Annotated in this window: 18 protein-coding genes; 9 read left to right on the top strand and 9 right to left on the bottom strand. The window is 42.1% G+C overall.

Annotated features, from left to right (window positions below):
* Window positions 1–49: 49 nt before the first annotated feature.
* A complete protein-coding gene (gene rpsB / locus OCU38_RS09280) occupies window positions 50–781 on the bottom strand; it encodes a 30S ribosomal protein S2 (protein WP_021712066.1) in 732 nt (243 codons plus the stop codon).
* A 344-nt stretch (window positions 782–1,125) separates the two neighbouring features.
* Here rpsB and map point away from each other — a divergent pair, with 344 nt between their 5' ends.
* Entirely contained in the window at window positions 1,126–2,001 is an 876-nt protein-coding gene (map, locus tag OCU38_RS09285) for a type I methionyl aminopeptidase (protein WP_261822873.1), read from the top strand.
* A 75-nt stretch (window positions 2,002–2,076) separates the two neighbouring features.
* Here map and OCU38_RS09290 read toward each other — a convergent pair whose 3' ends face one another.
* Complete coding sequence (locus OCU38_RS09290) at window positions 2,077–5,238, bottom strand: HD domain-containing phosphohydrolase (protein WP_261822874.1); 3,162 nt, start codon at window positions 5,236–5,238, stop codon at window positions 2,077–2,079.
* A gap of 201 nt (window positions 5,239–5,439) precedes the next feature.
* Between OCU38_RS09290 and glnD the strand changes: the two genes are divergently transcribed.
* Both glnD and OCU38_RS09300 read left to right on the top strand, forming a co-directional pair.
* Window positions 5,440–8,064 carry a bifunctional uridylyltransferase/uridylyl-removing protein GlnD gene (gene glnD, locus OCU38_RS09295; protein WP_261824267.1) on the top strand — a complete coding sequence of 875 codons (2,625 nt, stop codon included), beginning with the start codon at window positions 5,440–5,442 and terminating at the stop codon, window positions 8,062–8,064.
* A gap of 234 nt (window positions 8,065–8,298) precedes the next feature.
* Entirely contained in the window at window positions 8,299–8,682 is a 384-nt protein-coding gene (locus OCU38_RS09300) for a DUF3461 family protein (protein ID WP_261822875.1), read from the top strand.
* A gap of 187 nt (window positions 8,683–8,869) precedes the next feature.
* Here OCU38_RS09300 and OCU38_RS09305 read toward each other — a convergent pair whose 3' ends face one another.
* From OCU38_RS09305 to OCU38_RS09315, 3 genes are all read right to left on the bottom strand, one after another.
* Window positions 8,870–10,303: an EAL domain-containing protein gene (locus OCU38_RS09305; protein WP_261822876.1), complete on the bottom strand. Its 1,434-nt coding sequence runs from the start codon at window positions 10,301–10,303 to the stop codon at window positions 8,870–8,872.
* Window positions 10,304–10,581: 278 nt separating this feature from the next.
* Window positions 10,582–11,313 (bottom strand): tRNA pseudouridine(65) synthase TruC, encoded by a 732-nt coding sequence (gene truC, locus OCU38_RS09310; RefSeq protein ID WP_261822877.1) that lies wholly within the window; start codon window positions 11,311–11,313, stop codon window positions 10,582–10,584.
* On the bottom strand, window positions 11,313–11,609 hold the full coding sequence (locus tag OCU38_RS09315) for a YqcC family protein (RefSeq protein WP_261824268.1): 297 nt from the start codon (window positions 11,607–11,609) through the stop codon (window positions 11,313–11,315). Before OCU38_RS09315 ends, truC begins: the two co-directional genes overlap by 1 nt.
* 101 nt (window positions 11,610–11,710) lie before the next feature.
* Here OCU38_RS09315 and OCU38_RS09320 point away from each other — a divergent pair, with 101 nt between their 5' ends.
* The 5 genes from OCU38_RS09320 to OCU38_RS09340 all read left to right on the top strand — a co-directional run bounded on the left by OCU38_RS09320 (window position 11,711) and on the right by OCU38_RS09340 (window position 14,287).
* The gene (locus OCU38_RS09320; protein ID WP_261822878.1) at window positions 11,711–12,754 is read left to right on the top strand and encodes a DUF3549 family protein; all 1,044 of its coding nucleotides are present in this window, start codon (window positions 11,711–11,713) and stop codon (window positions 12,752–12,754) included.
* Window positions 12,755–13,051, top strand: a complete 297-nt coding sequence (locus OCU38_RS09325; RefSeq protein ID WP_261822879.1) for a DUF3301 domain-containing protein — start codon at window positions 12,755–12,757, stop codon at window positions 13,049–13,051.
* Between the two features lie 168 nt (window positions 13,052–13,219).
* The gene (locus OCU38_RS09330) at window positions 13,220–13,501 is read left to right on the top strand and encodes a hypothetical protein (protein ID WP_261822880.1); all 282 of its coding nucleotides are present in this window, start codon (window positions 13,220–13,222) and stop codon (window positions 13,499–13,501) included.
* Window positions 13,501–13,950 (top strand): YaiI/YqxD family protein, encoded by a 450-nt coding sequence (locus OCU38_RS09335; protein ID WP_023403363.1) that lies wholly within the window; start codon window positions 13,501–13,503, stop codon window positions 13,948–13,950. The genes OCU38_RS09330 and OCU38_RS09335 overlap by 1 nt, the downstream gene beginning before the upstream one ends.
* Window positions 13,951–14,065: 115 nt before the next feature.
* A complete protein-coding gene (locus OCU38_RS09340; RefSeq protein WP_021712077.1) occupies window positions 14,066–14,287 on the top strand; it encodes a TA system antitoxin ParD family protein in 222 nt (73 codons plus the stop codon).
* Between the two features lie 143 nt (window positions 14,288–14,430).
* Here the strand turns inward: OCU38_RS09340 and OCU38_RS09345 are convergent, their stop codons facing one another.
* Window positions 14,431–16,044 (bottom strand): NAD(P)/FAD-dependent oxidoreductase, encoded by a 1,614-nt coding sequence (locus tag OCU38_RS09345; protein WP_261822881.1) that lies wholly within the window; start codon window positions 16,042–16,044, stop codon window positions 14,431–14,433.
* A 287-nt stretch (window positions 16,045–16,331) separates the two neighbouring features.
* On the opposite strand from OCU38_RS09345, the gene fdxA reads away from it, so the two are divergent.
* Window positions 16,332–16,655 carry a ferredoxin FdxA gene (fdxA, locus tag OCU38_RS09350; RefSeq protein WP_023403361.1) on the top strand — a complete coding sequence of 108 codons (324 nt, stop codon included), beginning with the start codon at window positions 16,332–16,334 and terminating at the stop codon, window positions 16,653–16,655.
* Between the two features lie 49 nt (window positions 16,656–16,704).
* On the opposite strand, the gene OCU38_RS09355 is transcribed toward fdxA, so the two are convergent.
* From OCU38_RS09355 to syd, 3 genes are read right to left on the bottom strand one after another with little or no spacing between them, the layout of a single operon-like run.
* Window positions 16,705–17,442, bottom strand: a complete 738-nt coding sequence (locus OCU38_RS09355; protein WP_261822882.1) for an RNA methyltransferase — start codon at window positions 17,440–17,442, stop codon at window positions 16,705–16,707.
* A 58-nt stretch (window positions 17,443–17,500) separates the two neighbouring features.
* Window positions 17,501–18,277 (bottom strand): Zn-ribbon-containing protein, encoded by a 777-nt coding sequence (locus tag OCU38_RS09360; RefSeq protein ID WP_023403359.1) that lies wholly within the window; start codon window positions 18,275–18,277, stop codon window positions 17,501–17,503.
* Between the two features lies 1 nt (window position 18,278).
* Window positions 18,279–18,827 (bottom strand): SecY-interacting protein, encoded by a 549-nt coding sequence (syd, locus tag OCU38_RS09365; RefSeq protein ID WP_261822883.1) that lies wholly within the window; start codon window positions 18,825–18,827, stop codon window positions 18,279–18,281.
* Between the last annotated feature and the right edge of the window lie 61 nt (window positions 18,828–18,888).

Genomic DNA, 18,888 nt, shown 5'->3' on the forward strand with positions numbered 1-18,888 from the left:
TTATTAATCGGTATTCCGACAAACAACTAAGTGTGACGCGGAGCAGATATTATTCAGCTTCTTCTACGAAACCGTCTTTATCAGCAGCAGTTGCAACGTCTTTGTTACGACCTTCAGTCACAGCTAGTGCAGCCGCGTTAAGGTATAGTTGTACCGCGCGGATTGCATCGTCGTTACCAGGGATGATGTAATCAACACCGTCTGGGTCAGAGTTAGTATCTACAACAGCGTATACAGGGATACCTAGGTTGTTCGCTTCTTTAACAGCGATGTGTTCGTGATCAGCATCGATAACGAATAGAGCGTCAGGTAGACCGCCCATGTCTTTGATACCACCAAGAGATTTCTCTAGCTTCTCCATTTCGCGAGTACGCATTAGAGCTTCTTTCTTAGTTAGTTTCTCAAAAGTACCGTCTTGAGCTTGAGCTTCAAGTTCTTTTAGACGCTTGATTGATTGACGAACAGTTTTGTAGTTAGTCAACATACCACCTAACCAGCGGTTGTTAACGTAGAATTGGTTGCTTGCGATAGCAGCTTCTTTAACAGCTTCAGATGCAGCGCGTTTAGTACCAACGAAAAGAACTTTACCTTTTTTCTCGCCAACTTTAGCAATTTCAGCTAGAGCGTCGTTGAACATAGGAACAGTTTTTTCTAGGTTGATGATATGAACCTTGTTACGAGCACCAAAGATGAATGGTTTCATTTTTGGGTTCCAGTAACGAGTTTGGTGACCGAAGTGAACACCAGCTTTTAGCATATCGCGCATTGATACAGTTGCCATTTTATAATCCTCTATTGGGGTTAGGCCTCCACATTCCCCATGAATTCGACTCCCTCAATTTGCATAAGCAAACCGTGGAGCACCCCGAATCATGTGTCGAAATGTGTGTGATTTAAATTAAGTTAGTTTATGAGCTAGGTATCCATATCGCCCTAAAATAGGAAGACAATGGAATCTATCTCGGCGCGCTTTATACCATATTTTTTGGTCTAATTACCAGAAATATCCTGTTTATTTTGCGTTTGAGACTAAAGATGTCGCTAGCTGAGTTTTATTTTCATTTGCGAGTAAGCGCAGTATTGTTAGAATAAAAGCAATTGTAGCAAGAGTTAACTGAGTACAGCATGTCGATAAAAATTAAAACTGAAGCTGAAATCGAAAAAATGCGCGTTGCAGGTAAATTAGCAGCGGATGTTTTAGAGATGATTGCCCCACACGTAAAAGAAGGGGTAACCACCGAAGAGTTGAATAAACTCTGTCATGAATTTACTTTACAGAACGGTGCCTACTCGGCTCCTCTGGATTACCACGGATTCCCGAAATCAATCTGTACTTCTATTAACCATATTGTCTGCCATGGTATCCCTGCCCTTGAAGATGAAGTGGGCAGTAACGGTCAGAAAAAACCGGCTGTGCTTAAAAACGGCGACATTGTTAATATCGACATCACTGTGATTATCCCAGACGATGAAAATGCCGATCTTAGCACTCGTCCAGAAGGCTATCACGGCGATACGTCTAAGATGTTCTTGATTGGCGATGTTGCGCCAAGTGACAAACGTCTGTGTATGGTGGCGCAAGAGGCGCTTTACTTGGGTATGAAACAAGTAAAACCAGGCGCAACCGTTGGTGCTATTGGCACTGCTATTGAAAAATACATCAAAGAAAATAACAAAAAGAACCCACGCAATAAGTTCTCCATTGTTAAAGACTTCTGTGGTCACGGCATTGGTAACGAGTTCCACGAAGAGCCGCAAGTCGTGCACTACAAAAACTTTGACCGCCGCGTGCTAAAAGAAGGCATGTGCTTCACCATTGAACCTATGATCAATGCCGGCAAATTTGGTTGTTCTATCGATGCCAATGATGATTGGACGGTGTACACAGGTGATGGCAAAAACTCAGCGCAGTGGGAACACACTATTGTGGTGACTAAGCAAGGCTGTGAAGTACTGACTCTACGCAGTGATGAATCAATTCCTCGTTTAATGATTAACTAATCAAGGCGTGGTTGAATGGATAAAAGCCAGCATCTGCTGGCTTTTTGTTTACGGTCACTAATTACCACCCACTAATCACACCCAATACTCTTCTATATCCACATCGTCTATTTGCTCAGGTGCTAAATAGTGCTGTGCATAATCAAGATAAATCTTACTGCTCAAGAACAAGCGATACACTTCCCTATCTAAATGCTCATCGAGCACCATAAACTTCATGATCTTCAATGACTCACTAAGCGTTTTGGCTTTTTTGTACGGTCTATCAGCGGCGGTAAGCGCTTCAAATACATCCGATAGCGCTATGATACGCTCTGGAATACTTAGCTCATCACCTGTGAGTTTTCTTGGATAGCCAGTGCCTTTCATTGTTTCATGGTGCGTTGAAGCGTAACGCGGCACATTCGACAACTCGTCAGGGAATGGCATTGCTTCGAGCATTTTGATGGTGCTAATAATATGCTCATTGATCTTAAACCTGTCTTCCTCGGTCAAGGTTCCTTTGCGAATACATAAGTTATAGATCTCTCCTCGGTTGGCAAGATACTTAGGCACTTCCATCTTAATGGCAAAGCTTGGGTCAAATTCCACCTTCTGCGGATGAGGAATACAATGCTCAGGTTTATCCGCCAGCAAAGGCTCAATGGCCTGCATATTTACAGAAGTATTTGCAGATTTTGATTGAGCATGTTCAAGATCGGTTTCAGCATAATAACGCGCCTCCTCTGGAGACAACCCTATTCGATTATCTAAATAACGAACCCAGGTTTTTTGCGCTATTTGTTGTATGCGCTCAATGGCTTCGTCATCCATCATTTCACTACCGACATTAGCTTTGGCAACCAATGAAAACTCGCGTTTTAACTCTTCAATATTAGCTTGCAGTTGACTGTCCATATCAGGATTAAGCTGCGGAGATTGTTGTTGATAAAACGCAATAATTTGATCGCGAATCATCACTTCAAAACGAGTTCGAATTTCATGAATACGATTGTAATTCACCTCTAGCTTTGAGCCTTTATCCACAATGTACTCTGGAGTGGTGATCTTGCCGCAATCATGTAACCAAGCGGCAATTTTAAACTCTCGTCGCTGCGCATCATTAGCAAATTCAAACTGATCCAACGAGCCCTCTGCCGACTTTTCAGCCTCATTCGCTAACATAATGGCCAACTCAGGAACTCGATTACAATGGCCTGCGGTGTATGGCGACTTATCATCGATAGCTTGCGCTATTAACTTGATAAATGAGTCTACAAACTCTTGCTGTTGCTGTTCGTAATTACTCAATTCATCCGCTGTCGTTTGAATAGAAATCGACAGTTCATCCAATTCCTTAATCATGGTTGGCACTATCTCAACACTGCTGTATTTACGCTCACGGACTTTCACCGTTTGCGCAATCAAGGCATGAATCGGTTTAACAATAGGGTTGGAAAAAACATGCGATAAAGGAATAAGTAGCAACAAAATAGCCGCAGATCCTAATGTCACCGTCATGACATTACTCAGTGCCACCTTTAACAAAGATTCAGCAGGAATGGTAATGCTTAGATATTCGGTTCCATCTTCATATAAATCCAGCTGTTGCACAAAACCAAAATAAGGTACGCCATCTACATCAAATTTAGACAGTTGATTGCGCAAGCTAGGATCTTTGGTCGCATCAATCAAAAACTTATACGGCACAACACTGTTAGGGCTGCCTATACCAAACCATTTATTTTCCAGAAAATGTATTTCACTCGGCGTTAAACTTTCAATCGCCAAATTCATAATCTCAGCAAGCTTAGGGTCTATGTTTTTTGCCACAAAATGAAACGAGTTTTGCACTTGCAATAGGCTTTCAGCGTCAATTTGATGAACCTTGAGATCCTCGATAAAATGTCGATCAATTTTGCTTTGTAAAATTACCGCCAGATCAATTACGCCATCGAGCTGCCCGTTTTCAACTTGTATGAGACCTGCGTATATATCATCCAATTCAACTAGCTCAACCGAAGGTTGTTCATGTTTAATTTGGTCAATAATCGACCACCCTTTTAAGATGCCAATTTTTCTTCCTTCTAAATCACTCAGCTTGGTAATGCGCTGACTGGAAACCGCCACAGCAAAATCAAAATTGGCTAATGGGGTACTAAGCTCCCCCAACCCGCGACTGGTCGCGTTATATGCGACGGGGTATAACACCTCAACATCACCGTGCTTATAGGCTTGCACCATATCCAGCCAACTGAGCCCATTAATGAACTTAAATTGGATGCCTGTTTTTAGCGATATAATGCGCATCACATCAACAAAATACCCACTAGGCTTACCAGACACTGCAAAATCTAAAGGAGGCCAATCGGTTTGGTTTGACACTTCAAGCGTATCTGAATTTTTCACTAAGGCTCGTTGCTCAGCGGTGAGTTTAAGAGGGCTAACGCCGGGTAGTAATGAATAGTGATCTTCGTGAGATGAGGCTTTTAAGGTGCCGGATTGGTCATAAATGAAAAACTGCGCAGGTAAGTGGGTTTGTACTGGCCCTAGCCCTGATTTCACTTCATGGGCTAAGGAAGCAACCACTACATCAATCCCTACCACACTGCCATATTTAGAGTTGCGAATACGTGATGCGTAAGTTTGACCATTTAACTGCACATTGTGGAATAAATACGGATCGGTTTTATACACTTCGGCATGTTCAGCGCCAACAAACCAAGGACGTTCAACCGCATTAAACTTGCTGTTACCTTTAACGCTCTCTCTGAGCTCAAAGTCGTCACTAAAGTAAGAGGTCACCTTTATATTGGCCTGCTGGTCTTTTTTTATTTCCACCAGCGCCCAGCGATCTTGAGATTGTGCGCCAATCCGCGGCCGTAAATCTGCTACTGAATCTAAATTAATAAGCTGATAAAAATGCCCGTCTTTTCTAGCAATATAAACGCTATAAAACATCGGGCTGTTTTCCATCAACTGAGCAAACGCATTGCGCGCGATATGGTTGTGTTCAAATTGCTCTAGCTCTTGCTCAAGACTGGCAAGGACTTTGCTTAGATTGGTAACAAACTCATCAAATTCACGAACTTCATTGCCAATGCTGTGAGAGATACCTTGATACTTTTCTAGCGCAGTATAAAGGGCTTGTTGACGACTAAAATAGTATTGCAAACTAATTGCAACACCAGCGGTTATACACGTTGTCAGGATAAAGAGACTGATTACCGTCACCTTTATCGTAAATCGCCTTTTCATCCAACCCTCATTAATGAAACTCCCTCACTAAATTAGATTAGAACAATAAATATGAAAGTGTATGAATATATTGATTTTTTTGTCTAATTTTAGATATGCAAACTATTTTGTTTTCCAACTTTATCTTGCTATCACTCACAATTTCAGGAAATATCAATTGTAGTGACTCTACTGCATAAAAGGACTTCGTGCGTGCCAAACATCGATGCTCTATCTCCAGCTCAACTGTCTGATCAACAACTGGATATTCAAAACCTACGTCATTTGCTAAACCTGTTTAGTGAACAGCAGAAAAGCGCTTTTCTAGAACGCCAACCAGTCAGTGGATTGGTTCAACAGCGCAGTGACTTTATGGACTCGCTACTAGAGCGAATTTGGAATTACTTCAACTTCCACAATATGGAAGGCATCTCTCTGGTAGCCGTTGGCGGTTATGGTCGTAGCGAACTGCACCCATTATCAGATATTGATATTCTGATCTTGTCTAAACGACCGTTAAAAGACGAGGTCACACCTAAGATCAGCGAATTTGTCACTTTGTTGTGGGATCTTAGACTTGAAGTTGGGCACAGTGTCCGCAGCATCGATGAATGTATTGAAGTGGCAAAAGATGACTTGACCGTTGCCACTAACCTGCAAGAATCACGTTTAATTTGTGGTAGCCAAAATTCTTTTCAGCTATTGCGAAACGAAATTCATGCAGAGACTTTTTGGCCAAGCGCGGTGTTTTATCGCGCTAAGTTAGAAGAGCAAAAACAGCGTCACGCACGCTATCATGATACCGGCTACAACTTAGAACCCGATATTAAATCCAGCCCCGGTGGTCTGCGTGATATCCATACATTAAGTTGGGTAGCAAGACGTCACTTTGGTGCATCTTCGCTACTTGAAATGAGCCATCACGGTTTCTTAACTGATGCCGAGTACCGCGAACTGCAAGAGTGCCAGAACTTTCTTTGGCAAATTCGCTTTGCCCTGCATATTGAATTAAAACGCTATGACAACCGCCTCTCTTTTGCCTACCAAGCAAAAGTGGCTGAAAACTTAGGCTTTACCGGAGAGAGAAACCAACCCGTTGAACGCATGATGAAAGAGTTCTACCGTACTTTACGCCGCATCATAGAACTGAACAAAATGCTGCTTAAACTTTTTGACCAAGCGATTTTAAATCAAGGTAAGTTAGTTCCAGCAGACATTATCAATGACGATTTTCAACGTCGCGGGCACTTAATCGAAGCCAGAAAACCGGCACTCTTCCAAGCTCGTCCCGATACCATATTGGATATGTTTATCCATATCGCCAATGACTCAAGCATTACCGGAGTGGCGCCGCCTACCCTTCGTCAACTGCGCACCGCCAGAAGACGATTAAGCCGTTTTCTGCATGATATTCCTGAAGCGCGCGAAAAATTCATGTTATTGGTTAAGCACCCTAACTGTTTAAACAAGGCCTTTAGTCTAATGCATCAACTCGGAGTATTGTCCGCCTACCTACCACAATGGAGTCAGATTGTAGGGCAAATGCAGTTTGATCTGTTCCACGTGTATACCGTTGATGAACACAGCATGCGTCTGCTCAAACACATCAATACCTTTAGTGATATTCAAAACAGAGAAAAGCACCCTATTTGCTGTGAAGTGCTGCCTAGAATTCAAAAACCTGAGCTATTGATCATTGCCGCAATTTTTCACGATATCGGCAAAGGGCGCGGCGGCGATCACTCTGTTATCGGAGAAGGTGAAGCGTATGATTTCTGTATTGAGCACAATTTATCGAAGCCAGAAGCCAAACTGGTCGCTTGGCTAGTCAGACATCACTTATTGATGTCGGTTACGGCGCAAAAACGAGATATTCAAGACCCAGAAGTGATTGCCGATTTTGCGAAAAAAGTAAAAACCGAAGAGTATCTAGAGTTTCTGGTTTGTCTGACGGTAGCTGATATTTGTGCTACCAACCCTGAGCTATGGAACAGTTGGAAACGCTCCCTTTTGACTGAGTTATTCTATTCAACGCAAAGGGCTTTGCGACGAGGACTAGAAAACCCAGTCGATGTCAGAGAAAGGATAAGACATAACCAACAACAAGCATCTGCGGTGTTAAGAAGCCAAGGCTTCACCCCGCGAGAAATTGAGTTATTGTGGCAACGTTTTAAAGCCGATTACTTCTTACGCCATACTCCACAACAGTTGGCGTGGCACGCTCAAGCTATTTTACAACAAGAAGATCCAGACTCGCCGCTGATACTGATCAACCCGCAACCGACTCGTGGCGGCTCTGAGTTATTTGTGTATACCAAAGATCAACCGGTATTATTTGCCAGCGTAGTGGCGGAGCTTGATCGTAGAAACTTCAATGTGCACGATGCGCAGGTGATGATCAGTCGTGATAAATACATTTTAGATACCTTTATCATCTTAGATCAAAACAATCAGCCGCTAGAGGAGAGCCGACATGCGGGGATTATTAAGCATCTGCAAGATGTGATCAAAGACGGTCGTCTAACTAAAATCAAACCAAGACGCACACCGCGTAATCTGGTGCACTTTAAGGTGAAAACTCACACTGAGTTCATTGCCACAAAAAATAACAGCCAAACCTTAATGGAGTTGGTGGCATTAGATACTCCGGGACTGCTAGCTGCGGTAGGCGCAACCTTTGCCAAGCTCGATTTGCATCTGCATGCCGCTAAGATCACCACCATTGGAGAGCGAGCGGAAGATTTGTTTATTATCACCTCTCCCGAGGGGAATAAATTAGACGAACAACTGCAACAACTACTGCGCACTAAACTGATTGAAAACATCAGTAAACTGGCTCCCCATTAATCCCATAAATATTAGTGTGAATAAGAGCAGAGTTGGGAGGTAAGTAGCTACCTAAGTGCTTGCTTCCCTGCTAAATTGAGGACTCTATATAAAAGGTGTTCTCTTGAATATCAATCACGGTCAATCAACACTCATATCTGGCTTTTAGCCCGTTAGAATGAGCCATGAGTGACTACGATGGTACAGCTCTGCCTTTTGTAAACATCTCCATCATATTTGTCCACAGAGGTGCCTATGTATCCACACCTAACCGGGTTGGGAATTAATGAGCCAACGCAGATTGAACGCTATTCTTTGCGCCAAGAAGCTCAAAAAGATGTACTGAAGATCTACTTTAAAAAGCAGAAAGGTGAATTGTTTGCAAAGAGCGTCAAGTTCAAATACCCAAGACAAGTAAAAAGCGTATTACTTGATGACGGTAGCGGCCAATACCGCAACAAAACCGAGATCAACCGTAATCTAACCTTGGTGATTGATGAGCTAAATATGCTGACCAAACCCACTGCGCCAACCAAGCTCACCACCAAGCAAAAAATATTGTCAGATTTGCGCCATTTAGAAAAAGTGGTTTCAAGCAAAATTGCCGAGATAGAAGCGGACTTAGAAAAGCTGAAATAGTGCATACAGGCTTATAACTTAAAGCCAATAAAAAAGCTCATAAGGGTCTACCCTATGAGCTTTTTCGTCATAAGATAGCACGCAGAATATAACCTTAGAAAAATTCATACATTCGCAGACCCATTGATATTGAAAAAAGGATCAACCATATCCTAATTTATATTTGTGACAGAATCGAGTCTCCCACTTATTTATTGTTGAATCTAGATATCACCTCGAATAAATCATTAATTGGAACAGGCTTACTAAAAAAATAACCTTGTTGAAAAGAAACATCCATTTGGCTTATCTTTTCGGATTGTTCTAAAGTTTCGATACCTTCAGCTAAGCACTTTAGTCCCATTCCATGACACATTCCTATTAAACCTCTTAATAATAATTCGTCTTTATTATTTGATATATTGACAAAAGAACGATCTATTTTCACTGTATCTATAGGTAATTCTTTTAAATATCTAGCACCTGAAAAACCAGTTCCCACATCATCAAGATAGAATGTAACACCTATATTATTTAACTTATTCATTTGTTCTTTTATAAGAATGAACTTACTTATTTCATGTCTCTCCGTTAACTCTAACACTAAATTATCTAAATACTTAACATTAGATGAAATAAAATTAAAAAGATCATCATTCATTAATTCATAAGATGCTATATTAATGCTAAAATAAAAATTAGGATTATCTTCTAGAATATGTGATAACTCACTTTGAGATTTAAGTAACATTTGTTTGGTTAATAAGAAAGATAACCTATTACTCTCTATTATATCAATAAATCCATCTGGATAAATTATCTTACCTTTAGGTGTTTTTAATCTAGCAAGAACTTCAGTACCTACAATCTCACCTCTTATATTAACGATAGGTTGATAATAAGGCACATACCTTTCTTCGGACAAGTATTTATAAATTAAAATTTTTTTGTTATTTTTTAAGCAAACTATAGAAGTTAACATAAACGTGAATATACAGACAAATATAAATATTGCATTCGCTATATTTTCTTTAATTTCGAAAATCAATCGAGATAATGAAACGACAGAAGTTATTGAAATATCAAGCCATTCCTGATTAAAACTACTTTTAACTTTAAATCCAAACAATAACTTTTCATATTTCCTAGTCGATGCTATATGGTGGTCATTTACTCTTACATTTACATAACGATACTCTTTTTTATTATGCTCATAAAAGAAAAGAATTTGAGGTAGATTATATGCATATATCCCTCCACTCTCATTTATTTGCACATACTCATCTAATGGAGAAGTTATCGTCATATATGGCGTATTTATATTTGAGCCATTAATATCATTCAAGTATATATACAATGGTTTATTATATTCAAACAAACAGTCTTTATTATTTGGTAAATTATTACAACCTTTGTTTTTTATCATAAGATCTTGTTTATTATAATTTAAATCTTCATGTTTACCCGGAAAGTCTACGATTGGTTTTATGTCGTGATAGATTACATTTAATAGCTTTATGGAATCACTATTTATTTCTTTTACCATAAAAAAAGCAAATAACAATAACACAGTGGCAATACTAACTATAAAACTTAATATTATAGAGTTTAATAGACCTAGTTTTAATAGAAGCTTTTGCAAAAACATATCAAATATAGTTTAATCTTAAATAGTTACTGTCTCATTTAAATATTACAAAAATATGTCACCACCTAAATTCAGTGGCACTTTACTATCAAAAGTAACTGCATGAATGTTTAGTTTTAAGATCATTATTGACTAAAAGATACTTCACGAACTTCTCTAGCTATAATTGATCTAATGGCGTATTAGCACCCTATTTTCTTACTACAGAAATAGTCAATAATGCACAAAACACCTCAAGATAAATCCATTATTCTTTTGGTCACCCCCTCCAGTTACTCCTCAGCAAATACCTCTTGCCAAGTAAAGCGCTCTATCAACTGACGCCAAGTTTCATCAAAGCGAGCTTCCAGAACTAATTGAACGCCAGTAAACGGGTGTTCAAACTCAAGTCTTGAAGCGTGTAATAGTAAGCGGTCACTTTGCAGATTATCTTTAAACAAACGATTGTGCTTACCGTCACCGTGCGTGGTATCACCGACAATGGGATGACGTAGATGCTTCATATGGCGACGAAGTTGATGCTTGCGACCGGTAAGAGGTTGTAGCTCCATTAAACAATAGCGAGAGGTTGGAAAACGCCCAGTTGAGAATGGCACCTCTACCTTTGCTAGAGGCTTATAATCTGTGATTGCTTCCTGCGCTTCTTTATCTTTATTGGCAAACTTATCGGCAATTTTGTCGTATTCCACTTTCAGGGCATAGTCGAGTCTATCGCTCTCTTCAATCCAACCACGCACAATCGCATGGTAGGTTTTCTGCATTTGGTGTTCGGCAAACATCGGCATCATTTGTGAAGCCACTTCGCTAGACAAGGCAAAAACCAATACCCCAGAAGTTGGGCGATCTAAGCGATGCAAAGGAAACACATGTTGACCAATTTGGTCGCGCAGTGTTTGCATCACAAACTGAGTCTCTTTTTTATCTAACCAAGAACGATGCACCAACATACCAGCAGGCTTATTGACTGCCACTATGTACTCGTCTTGATAAATAACTTCTAACATTACGCGCAAACCTCATCAATCTGTCTTAGTACTTCTAACACTGGATACCAGCGAACATCATCACTGCACACTTGCTCAAAATAGGGAGTAATCTCAAACCCGCGCGGCAAGGCAAAATTTGCATTAAGCAGTTGATTCATCTTAGGAATAAAAATCCATTGCAACCATTGCTCTGGGCGCAAAGTATCAATAGCGAAAGGTTGTTCACTGCTCAACGCCTCTAGTGAAGGTCTATTCGCCTCCCACAAATCGGCTTGTTGGAGCCTACTTTGTGCAGATAATAGCAATTTTTGCATTTGTTTAGAGATAGTATTCAAGGTATTTCTCATTTGCTCTTGAAATTCGGCGCAAGATTACCATGTTATAGGGAGAGTATGGGCTATTTAGACGCAGGCAAATGAAAACTATTTCAACACTGACACAAATTTTGAACGACAGCGACTGTCAATTTAAAGTACATGACCTAGGTCGTCGCATTGAATTGATTGCAAACGACGAGTTTGAAAACATTGAATTAGGCCGACAAGCCTACCCTTATCCAATTCAGCGCCAAGCCCAATTTGCCATCACCTACTGGAATGAGCAAAAACAGCCGTGGATATGGTTCCTTAAATTTGACCTCGATGAGCGCGGTCTATTAAGCGCGACCGATATCGGTAATTTTATTAAATTTGTACTAGAAGCGATGGGCTCTAGATTACAAAAAGAGCTCAGTGAAGAAGCTCAAGAGCAACTGGCAAGCAACCCATACACCTTTAAACCCAAAGAAGATAAGTTGGCGGTATTTAACAGCCAAGTAAGCGCAGAGCTTGGCCTATCGGCGAGCCAATACTACGCCCACGCACTGACTTACTTTAAAGGCGATTTAGGTTGGAGCAACTGGCAAACAGTTGGACTGCAAGGCATTACCGATATTTGTGCACGCTTAAAAGAGTCTGGTAATGAGCTGATGGTGAAGAAAAGCTTACCTCACCTACCCACTCAACCACTGTACGCGCTATTAGGCGCATTAGAGCACTGCGATATTAGCGACTCACTAGCGGCTAGATTGTACGACTTAGCTTTAGAGCAGCTTAATAACCCACAAGGGGATTTATTTTTACTGTCAGCTTTAGCACGCGCACTTGCCGGAGACAAAGGCAACAAACTATCGTCACTGGTGACGGCAATACTGTCGGAAAGTAAGTTCAGCCACCAAGAAGTGTTGATTGCAATAGCAGGTCGCTGTTGGAGCCCACTGCAAGACAGCGCATTGGCTGAACAGTTTTTAATACGCTTGGCAGAAACCAATAATCAAGAGCTGTTTAACCAGTTGTTTGCTGATTTGGTAATGCAGCCAAAACTGCGCATGGTCATTTTGCCGATGCTACATCAAGCACCGTCTAAAAAATTAGCCGATGCTCTTATTCACTTACAAAAAAGCGCAAAAGGGCGAAGCTAAATGGAGCACCTGCTGGCGATACTTGGATGTGCCATATTACTGACTCTGTTCTGGCAACATAGACGACAAGCCGAACTGGCGAAAGTCGCGATTTCACGTCACTGTAAGCAACTCGAATTGCAAATTGTCAGTATCTCTTCGGGTAGCCATCGAGTTCGTTACCCCGATGGCAAACTAGGTTGGCATACGGTGTTTTGCTTTGAGTTTTCAGCTTTAGGCGACGATTGCTATCAAGGTGAACTGACCATGCATGGCATGCGATTAGCGCACTTCTATACCCAGCCTTATCGCATTTAATTTTGCAGCTTCCCCCTCACAACTAAATCTAAAAGACTGGCATCCAGTCTCTTAGATTTATCTTTCTTATCTGTATAGTGCTCATTGAGATATTACGTATCGAGACAGTGTACTCGTGATACCGATTTCGATAGGATGAACCTAAACCTTCAACGAAAAAAATAGACTATGCCAACCAAAGAAGTGACAGACGAACTCAACCAAGTGTTCCTATCCCTAGAAGCAGAAGGCAAAGAGCCGACTTTAGCGCTCGTCAAAGCGCGCCTAGCAAGCAAAATTCCTATGCCCGCTCTGATTAGCGCGATTAAAAATTGGAAGAGCAGCAAGCGCGTACCTAAGATTGAAGTGGCTGATGACAGTCGCAGCGCCGACGGCAAAATCGAAGCCCTTGAACAGCAAATAGCGGCGCTAACTCGTCGCATAGAAGCCCTAGAAAAAGGACAGCAGTAATGAAGATTTGGGTTGATGCCGATGCCTGTCCAAAAGTGATTCGAGAAACCTTAATTCGCGCCTCAGAGCGCACCGGTATTGAGTGTATTTTCGTTGCCAACCACCCGATCCCGCTTCCGCAACGAAACACCATTCGTTTTGTTCAGGTAAGCCAAGGCTTTGATATCGCCGATGACGAAATTGCTCTGCGCATTGAAGCTAATGATCTAGTAATCACCTCTGACATTCCCTTAGCTGATGAAGTCATTAGCAAAGGCGGACAAGCCCTTAGCAGTCGCGGTGAGCTATTTACCAAAGACAATATTAAAGCACGCCTTAACGTGCGTGACTTTATGGATACCATGCGCTCATCAGGCGTACAAACCGGTGGCCCTAGCGCATTGTCCCAAACAGATAGACGCGACTTTGCCAATGCGTTAGATAAAATTCTTGCACGTGCTCCGAAATAACTCTCATTTTTTGCAGATAGTAGTACCTAGAGATAGCCACTTACAGATGTAGCAACTTGCTACATTTGTAGCTATCAACAACAATTCCATATTAGAACCACTATGAGGCTAAATTATGGCAACAATAAGTGTACGAATTGATCAAGAGCTCATCGATAAAGCGGCGATCATGGCAAAAGCTCTAAACCGAACAACCTCTAAGCAAATTGAGCATTGGGCAAAGATCGGAAAGATGATGGAAGATAATCCAGACTTGCCTTATGAATTAGTAAAACAAGCTATCACAGCTAAAGCAGAAAAAGACACAGGCAAACTTGAGGCTTACAGCTTTGACTAAAATTACTACTGTTCTTCATAAAAACCAAAAAGGCTAGAGCATATTTTTGCTCTAGCCTTTTTATCTGATGACATAATAACCAGTAACAGGAATGCACAATGCTTGAGCCTTGCGACTATTCTCTCTTACTATAAACGCAGGAATTAACCTTGCGCTTTCCCAACCATAGACAGTGCTAACGCTTCTGCGACTTTAATACCGTCGATGCCGGCAGACAAAATACCGCCCGCATAACCAGCTCCTTCACCCGCAGGATAGAAGCCTTTTAGATTAACGCTTTGATAGTCTTTATCACGCTTAATGCTAAGCGGTGATGAGGTGCGTGTTTCTACGCCAGTCAACAAACCATCGGCGCTAGCAAAGCCTTTAATTTTCTTATCAAAAGCTGGGATCGCTTCACGAATCGCTTCGATTGCGTAATCAGGCAGCGCTTTAGAAATGTCCGTTAGCTTGATGCCCGGCGTGAATGACGGTTCAACATTGCCAATCGCTGTTGGATCTGAACCTTTTAAGAAGTCGCCAATTTTCTGCGCGGGCGCATCGTAAGTTTCGCCGCCCAGTTTAAAGGCGCCTGACTCCAACTCACGTTGTAAACGAATACCGGCCAGTGCATCACCTGGGTAATCTTGCTCAGGTGAAATGCCCACCACAATAGCGCTGTTTGCGTTACGCTCGGCGCGAGAGTATTGACTCATGCCATTAGTCACTACGCGCCCTTCTTCTGAGGTTGCTGCAACCACAGTGCCACCTGGACACATACAGAAGCTGTATACCGTGCGACCATTTTTACAGTGATGGACTAGTTTATAATCCGCCGCGCCCAAAATTGGATTACCCGCATTTTTACCAAAGCGAGCTTCATCAATCATGGATTGCTTATGTTCGATGCGAAAACCCACGGAAAATGGTTTGGCTTCCATGTATACACCGCGCTCATGCAGCATTTCAAACGTATCACGCGCACTGTGTCCAACCGCCAACACAACATGACGAGATTTGATCTCTTCGCCATTAGACAGGGTAACGCCCGTCAGTTGACCATCTTCGATGTGCAAATCATCCACGCGCGTGCTAAAGCGGATTTCGCCGCCCAGTTCGATAATTTTAGCGCGCATTTTTTCAATCATAGTCACTAACTTGAAGGTGCCAATGTGTGGCTTGCTAACGAATTTGATTTCGGCAGGAGCGCCCGCATCGACAAATTCATTAATTACTTTACGACTATAAAACTTAGGGTCTTTGATTTGACTGTATAACTTACCGTCAGAGAATGTACCTGCGCCGCCTTCACCAAACTGTACGTTAGATTCAGGGTTAAGATTACGCTTACGCCAAAAACCAAAAGTATCTTTGGTGCGTTCACGCACTTCTTTACCACGCTCAACAATGATTGGCTTAAAGCCCATTTGTGCCAATACCAGTCCAGCAAACAAACCACAAGGACCAAAGCCAATCACTACGGGACGCTCGGTCAAATTCTGTGGCGCTTTCGCAACAAACTTGTACTCCATATCAGGAGTCACTTTTACGTGCGGATCACTAGCAAAGGCTTCTAACAGTTCAGCCTCGTTTGCCACTTCTACATCCAGTGTGTAAATCAATAAAATCTTAGATTTTTTACGAGCATCGTAGCCACGTTTAAATACATTAAAGGAAAGAACTTCTGCTGCGGTAATGCCAAGCTTTTTAGTAATGGCTGCCTGAATCGCCTCTTCCTTATGATCTAAAGGAAGTTTAATTTCGGTTAAACGTATCATAGTGATGTCTCGTAGTCGGTGTCTTAGCTAGGTTTTAGCTATTCAGTTGTCGTAACAAGCGGTGAATAATTGTACGCCCAGCTCACAATGGCAGGAATTTTACGCCAACTTGAAGGTGCTGTCATATTTATTCCCCGTCCCTTGCCAGAATTTACTTTGCCCTATCAGTGCTAAACTGAGCAATATAGCCAAAGGTGAGATATGGATATTTTCAGCGACAAATATTGTTTTTTGTAACGGTATCCGTATCATCGCCCCTCAGAAAAATAGAACATAGAGAGCTCATCATGGCGTTTGTCGTAACCGATAACTGTATACAGTGTAAATATACTGACTGCGTGGCGGTATGCCCTGCGGACGCATTTTATGAAGGGCCTAACTTTATGGTGATAAGTCCTATTGAATGCATCGACTGTGGATTGTGCGTACCTGAGTGTGACGCGCAAGCTATCTTTCAAGAAGATGAATTAACGCCAGACCAAGAAGTGTTCATTGCGTTAAACGAAGAACTTGCCGAAGTTTGGCCTAACATCACAGAAGTTAAGCCGGCACTGCCTGAAGCTGAAAAATGGAATGGTGTGCCCGATAAATTGGACATGCTAGAAAAATAGAGCCACTGACGGCTCTATTTATTTGGATTAGCGACTTGCTATATAGCAACTATTTACTGTGCTGACGGCGAATATTATCCAAAATAATCCCCGTTGCCATGGCAACATTCAGAGACTCTGCCTGACCAAACGCAGGAATGGTCACTTTATCAGTGACAAACTTTGCAGCGGCCTCACGCACGCCATGCGACTCACTGCCCATCAGTAAAATCCCCTCACTGCTGAACGCTTTTTGATGGGTACTTTCCCCTTCCAAAAACGCGCCATACACAGGAATTGGTGCTTGCTCTAAATAGCTCGGCAAATCTAACTGACTAACGAATACACGCCCAAAACTGCCCATAGTGGCACTGATGGTTTTAGGGTTGTATGGATCGGCGCAATCGGTACTGGCGATAATGTGCTTAATGCCATACCAATCCGCAACGCGAATAATCGTGCCTAAGTTACCCGGATCGGAAACACCATCTAAAGCGATCATCAAACCTTGTGCGACTGGCGTTGCAACGGTTGGGATCTCCACCACCGCAATGGCGGCATTGTTGCTGACCAAAGTGCTGGCTTTAGTTAAATCATCAAGAGAAGCTTCTACGCAGTCAAAGTTTTGCAAAGCTTGACCGTTTGCCTGTAAAAACTCCGAGGTCGCAAATACGGTTTTGACGACTAACTGGCTATTACACAGCTCCAACACGTTTTTCTCACCTTGCACTAAAAACAAGCCATGAGCTTTACGTTGTTTCTTTTGCCCTAACGCGCGCAGAAGTTTAATTTGGTTTTTCGAGATCATTCTTTTTCCACAAAATTTGTTCAGAAAGTCCACCTAAAGTACAGCCGAATAAAGCTAGCTACTTAAGGTGATCCCATGAAATATTAGACAGCAAACGGCATTGGTCGCATTTAAAATGAAACATGTCATGCAAAGGCTCATCTAAGCGCCATTCACCACCACATTTAGGGCATTTTCGTTGCTGCTCTTGCTGTAAGTTTTCTCCACCTACTCGATATAGATAGTAGTAGGTTGGGATCTTGGTAATGTATTCAATGCGGCCGCGCAAATCCCAACCACGACGATAAATATCACTGTCGATAGAGGTAAGCTCACGCAAAGCGGCAAATTCGGCCTTACAGCCACCCGCCATTTGCAATTCATCGCAGGCTTGCCATTCTGTTTGCCATTTTACTATGGATTTATGGTCGCCATTTAGCGTCGGAGGATTACGGTACAGCGGTATGGGCATAAAAGAGTCGCCACTGCGTAGCGGAGAACAGGTATGCACATAAGTGGTGTACAAAATTTGCCAGCTTGGCTGTTCATCTGGCGCTGTTTGCTCTGAGTTAAGATCTTGCCCTAGTACGCGGATCTTCGGCGTTAACACGCCCGCTTCAGAAAGTTTAGCCAGTGAAAAACGCACAAAATCCGAATGATTTCTAGGGTGCAAACTGTCCTCTTCAGGGCAGACACAGCGCAGGCTAAAACTGGCGTCGTCCATAGCTAATGGAAATTCTCGACCTAGCACTTGTCCATTAAAGCGCAACGCTTCCATTAAGCCATTTATGGATTTTTCTACTGCGGTGATCGTGGTGTTTTCAAAGCACTCAAACTGCATTTCACACACGAACATACTAAACCTCTACGTCCAATGCTGACAAAAACTCCACAAGATTGTCAGCCAGCACTTCTCGTTTGCTAGTACCTAACGTTTCCAAAACCACATTTCCGGTCAGGTTACAGATAGAGATAACATCCAGATCGGAGTCAATGGCGGCAATAAAGATGGTGGGTTTAATTTTTAAACGGCGCTGAGTCACTAGATGCCCTAAGATATTTTCTTGCAGACGCACATAATCTTCATCACTCCAAACTTGCAGCAGCGTCAAAGGTTTACCTTGCCAACTCATCTCAAGATCGGCGCTGTAATAACTGCCATAAAACTCAGCAATACTTGGATGAAGCAGCAACTCAATGCCCTGCTCTACATTACTAAGGTCGGCTTGCGGGTCTCGCAGTACGGGTTTCCAGTACACCACTTCCCCTGATTTTGTTTCTTCAATACAAGGAGAAGCTACCCCGACTAACTCAGCACTAGCGGGCAAAGTACCGTGCTCTTGCTCAAACGTTTTTAGATATTGTTGATGAATTGAGCTAAGTGTACTAGCGATTGAATTTGACATAAGTAACCCTACAAGCGTTCCGTTGATGACATCTAAGTATCTATTCAGTAAAATTCCCAAC

It is taken from the genome of Vibrio neonatus (assembly GCF_024346975.1).
Classification (GTDB): Bacteria; Pseudomonadota; Gammaproteobacteria; order Enterobacterales; family Vibrionaceae; genus Vibrio; species Vibrio neonatus.

What these genes read in the sequence shown, in the direction of transcription:
- rpsB (WP_021712066.1), bottom strand. Translation starts at nt 781, where the DNA reads ATGGCAACTGTATCAATGCGCGATATGCTAAAAGCTGGTGTTCACTTC.
- map (WP_261822873.1), top strand. Translation starts at nt 1,126, where the DNA reads ATGTCGATAAAAATTAAAACTGAAGCTGAAATCGAAAAAATGCGCGTT.
- OCU38_RS09290 (WP_261822874.1), bottom strand. Translation starts at nt 5,238, where the DNA reads ATGAAAAGGCGATTTACGATAAAGGTGACGGTAATCAGTCTCTTTATC.
- OCU38_RS09300 (WP_261822875.1), top strand. Translation starts at nt 8,299, where the DNA reads ATGTATCCACACCTAACCGGGTTGGGAATTAATGAGCCAACGCAGATT.
- truC (WP_261822877.1), bottom strand. Translation starts at nt 11,313, where the DNA reads ATGTTAGAAGTTATTTATCAAGACGAGTACATAGTGGCAGTCAATAAG.
- OCU38_RS09315 (WP_261824268.1), bottom strand. Translation starts at nt 11,609, where the DNA reads ATGCAAAAATTGCTATTATCTGCACAAAGTAGGCTCCAACAAGCCGAT.
- OCU38_RS09320 (WP_261822878.1), top strand. Translation starts at nt 11,711, where the DNA reads ATGAAAACTATTTCAACACTGACACAAATTTTGAACGACAGCGACTGT.
- OCU38_RS09325 (WP_261822879.1), top strand. Translation starts at nt 12,755, where the DNA reads ATGGAGCACCTGCTGGCGATACTTGGATGTGCCATATTACTGACTCTG.
- OCU38_RS09330 (WP_261822880.1), top strand. Translation starts at nt 13,220, where the DNA reads ATGCCAACCAAAGAAGTGACAGACGAACTCAACCAAGTGTTCCTATCC.
- OCU38_RS09335 (WP_023403363.1), top strand. Translation starts at nt 13,501, where the DNA reads ATGAAGATTTGGGTTGATGCCGATGCCTGTCCAAAAGTGATTCGAGAA.
- OCU38_RS09340 (WP_021712077.1), top strand. Translation starts at nt 14,066, where the DNA reads ATGGCAACAATAAGTGTACGAATTGATCAAGAGCTCATCGATAAAGCG.
- OCU38_RS09345 (WP_261822881.1), bottom strand. Translation starts at nt 16,044, where the DNA reads ATGATACGTTTAACCGAAATTAAACTTCCTTTAGATCATAAGGAAGAG.
- fdxA (WP_023403361.1), top strand. Translation starts at nt 16,332, where the DNA reads ATGGCGTTTGTCGTAACCGATAACTGTATACAGTGTAAATATACTGAC.
- OCU38_RS09355 (WP_261822882.1), bottom strand. Translation starts at nt 17,442, where the DNA reads ATGATCTCGAAAAACCAAATTAAACTTCTGCGCGCGTTAGGGCAAAAG.
- OCU38_RS09360 (WP_023403359.1), bottom strand. Translation starts at nt 18,277, where the DNA reads ATGTTCGTGTGTGAAATGCAGTTTGAGTGCTTTGAAAACACCACGATC.
- syd (WP_261822883.1), bottom strand. Translation starts at nt 18,827, where the DNA reads ATGTCAAATTCAATCGCTAGTACACTTAGCTCAATTCATCAACAATAT.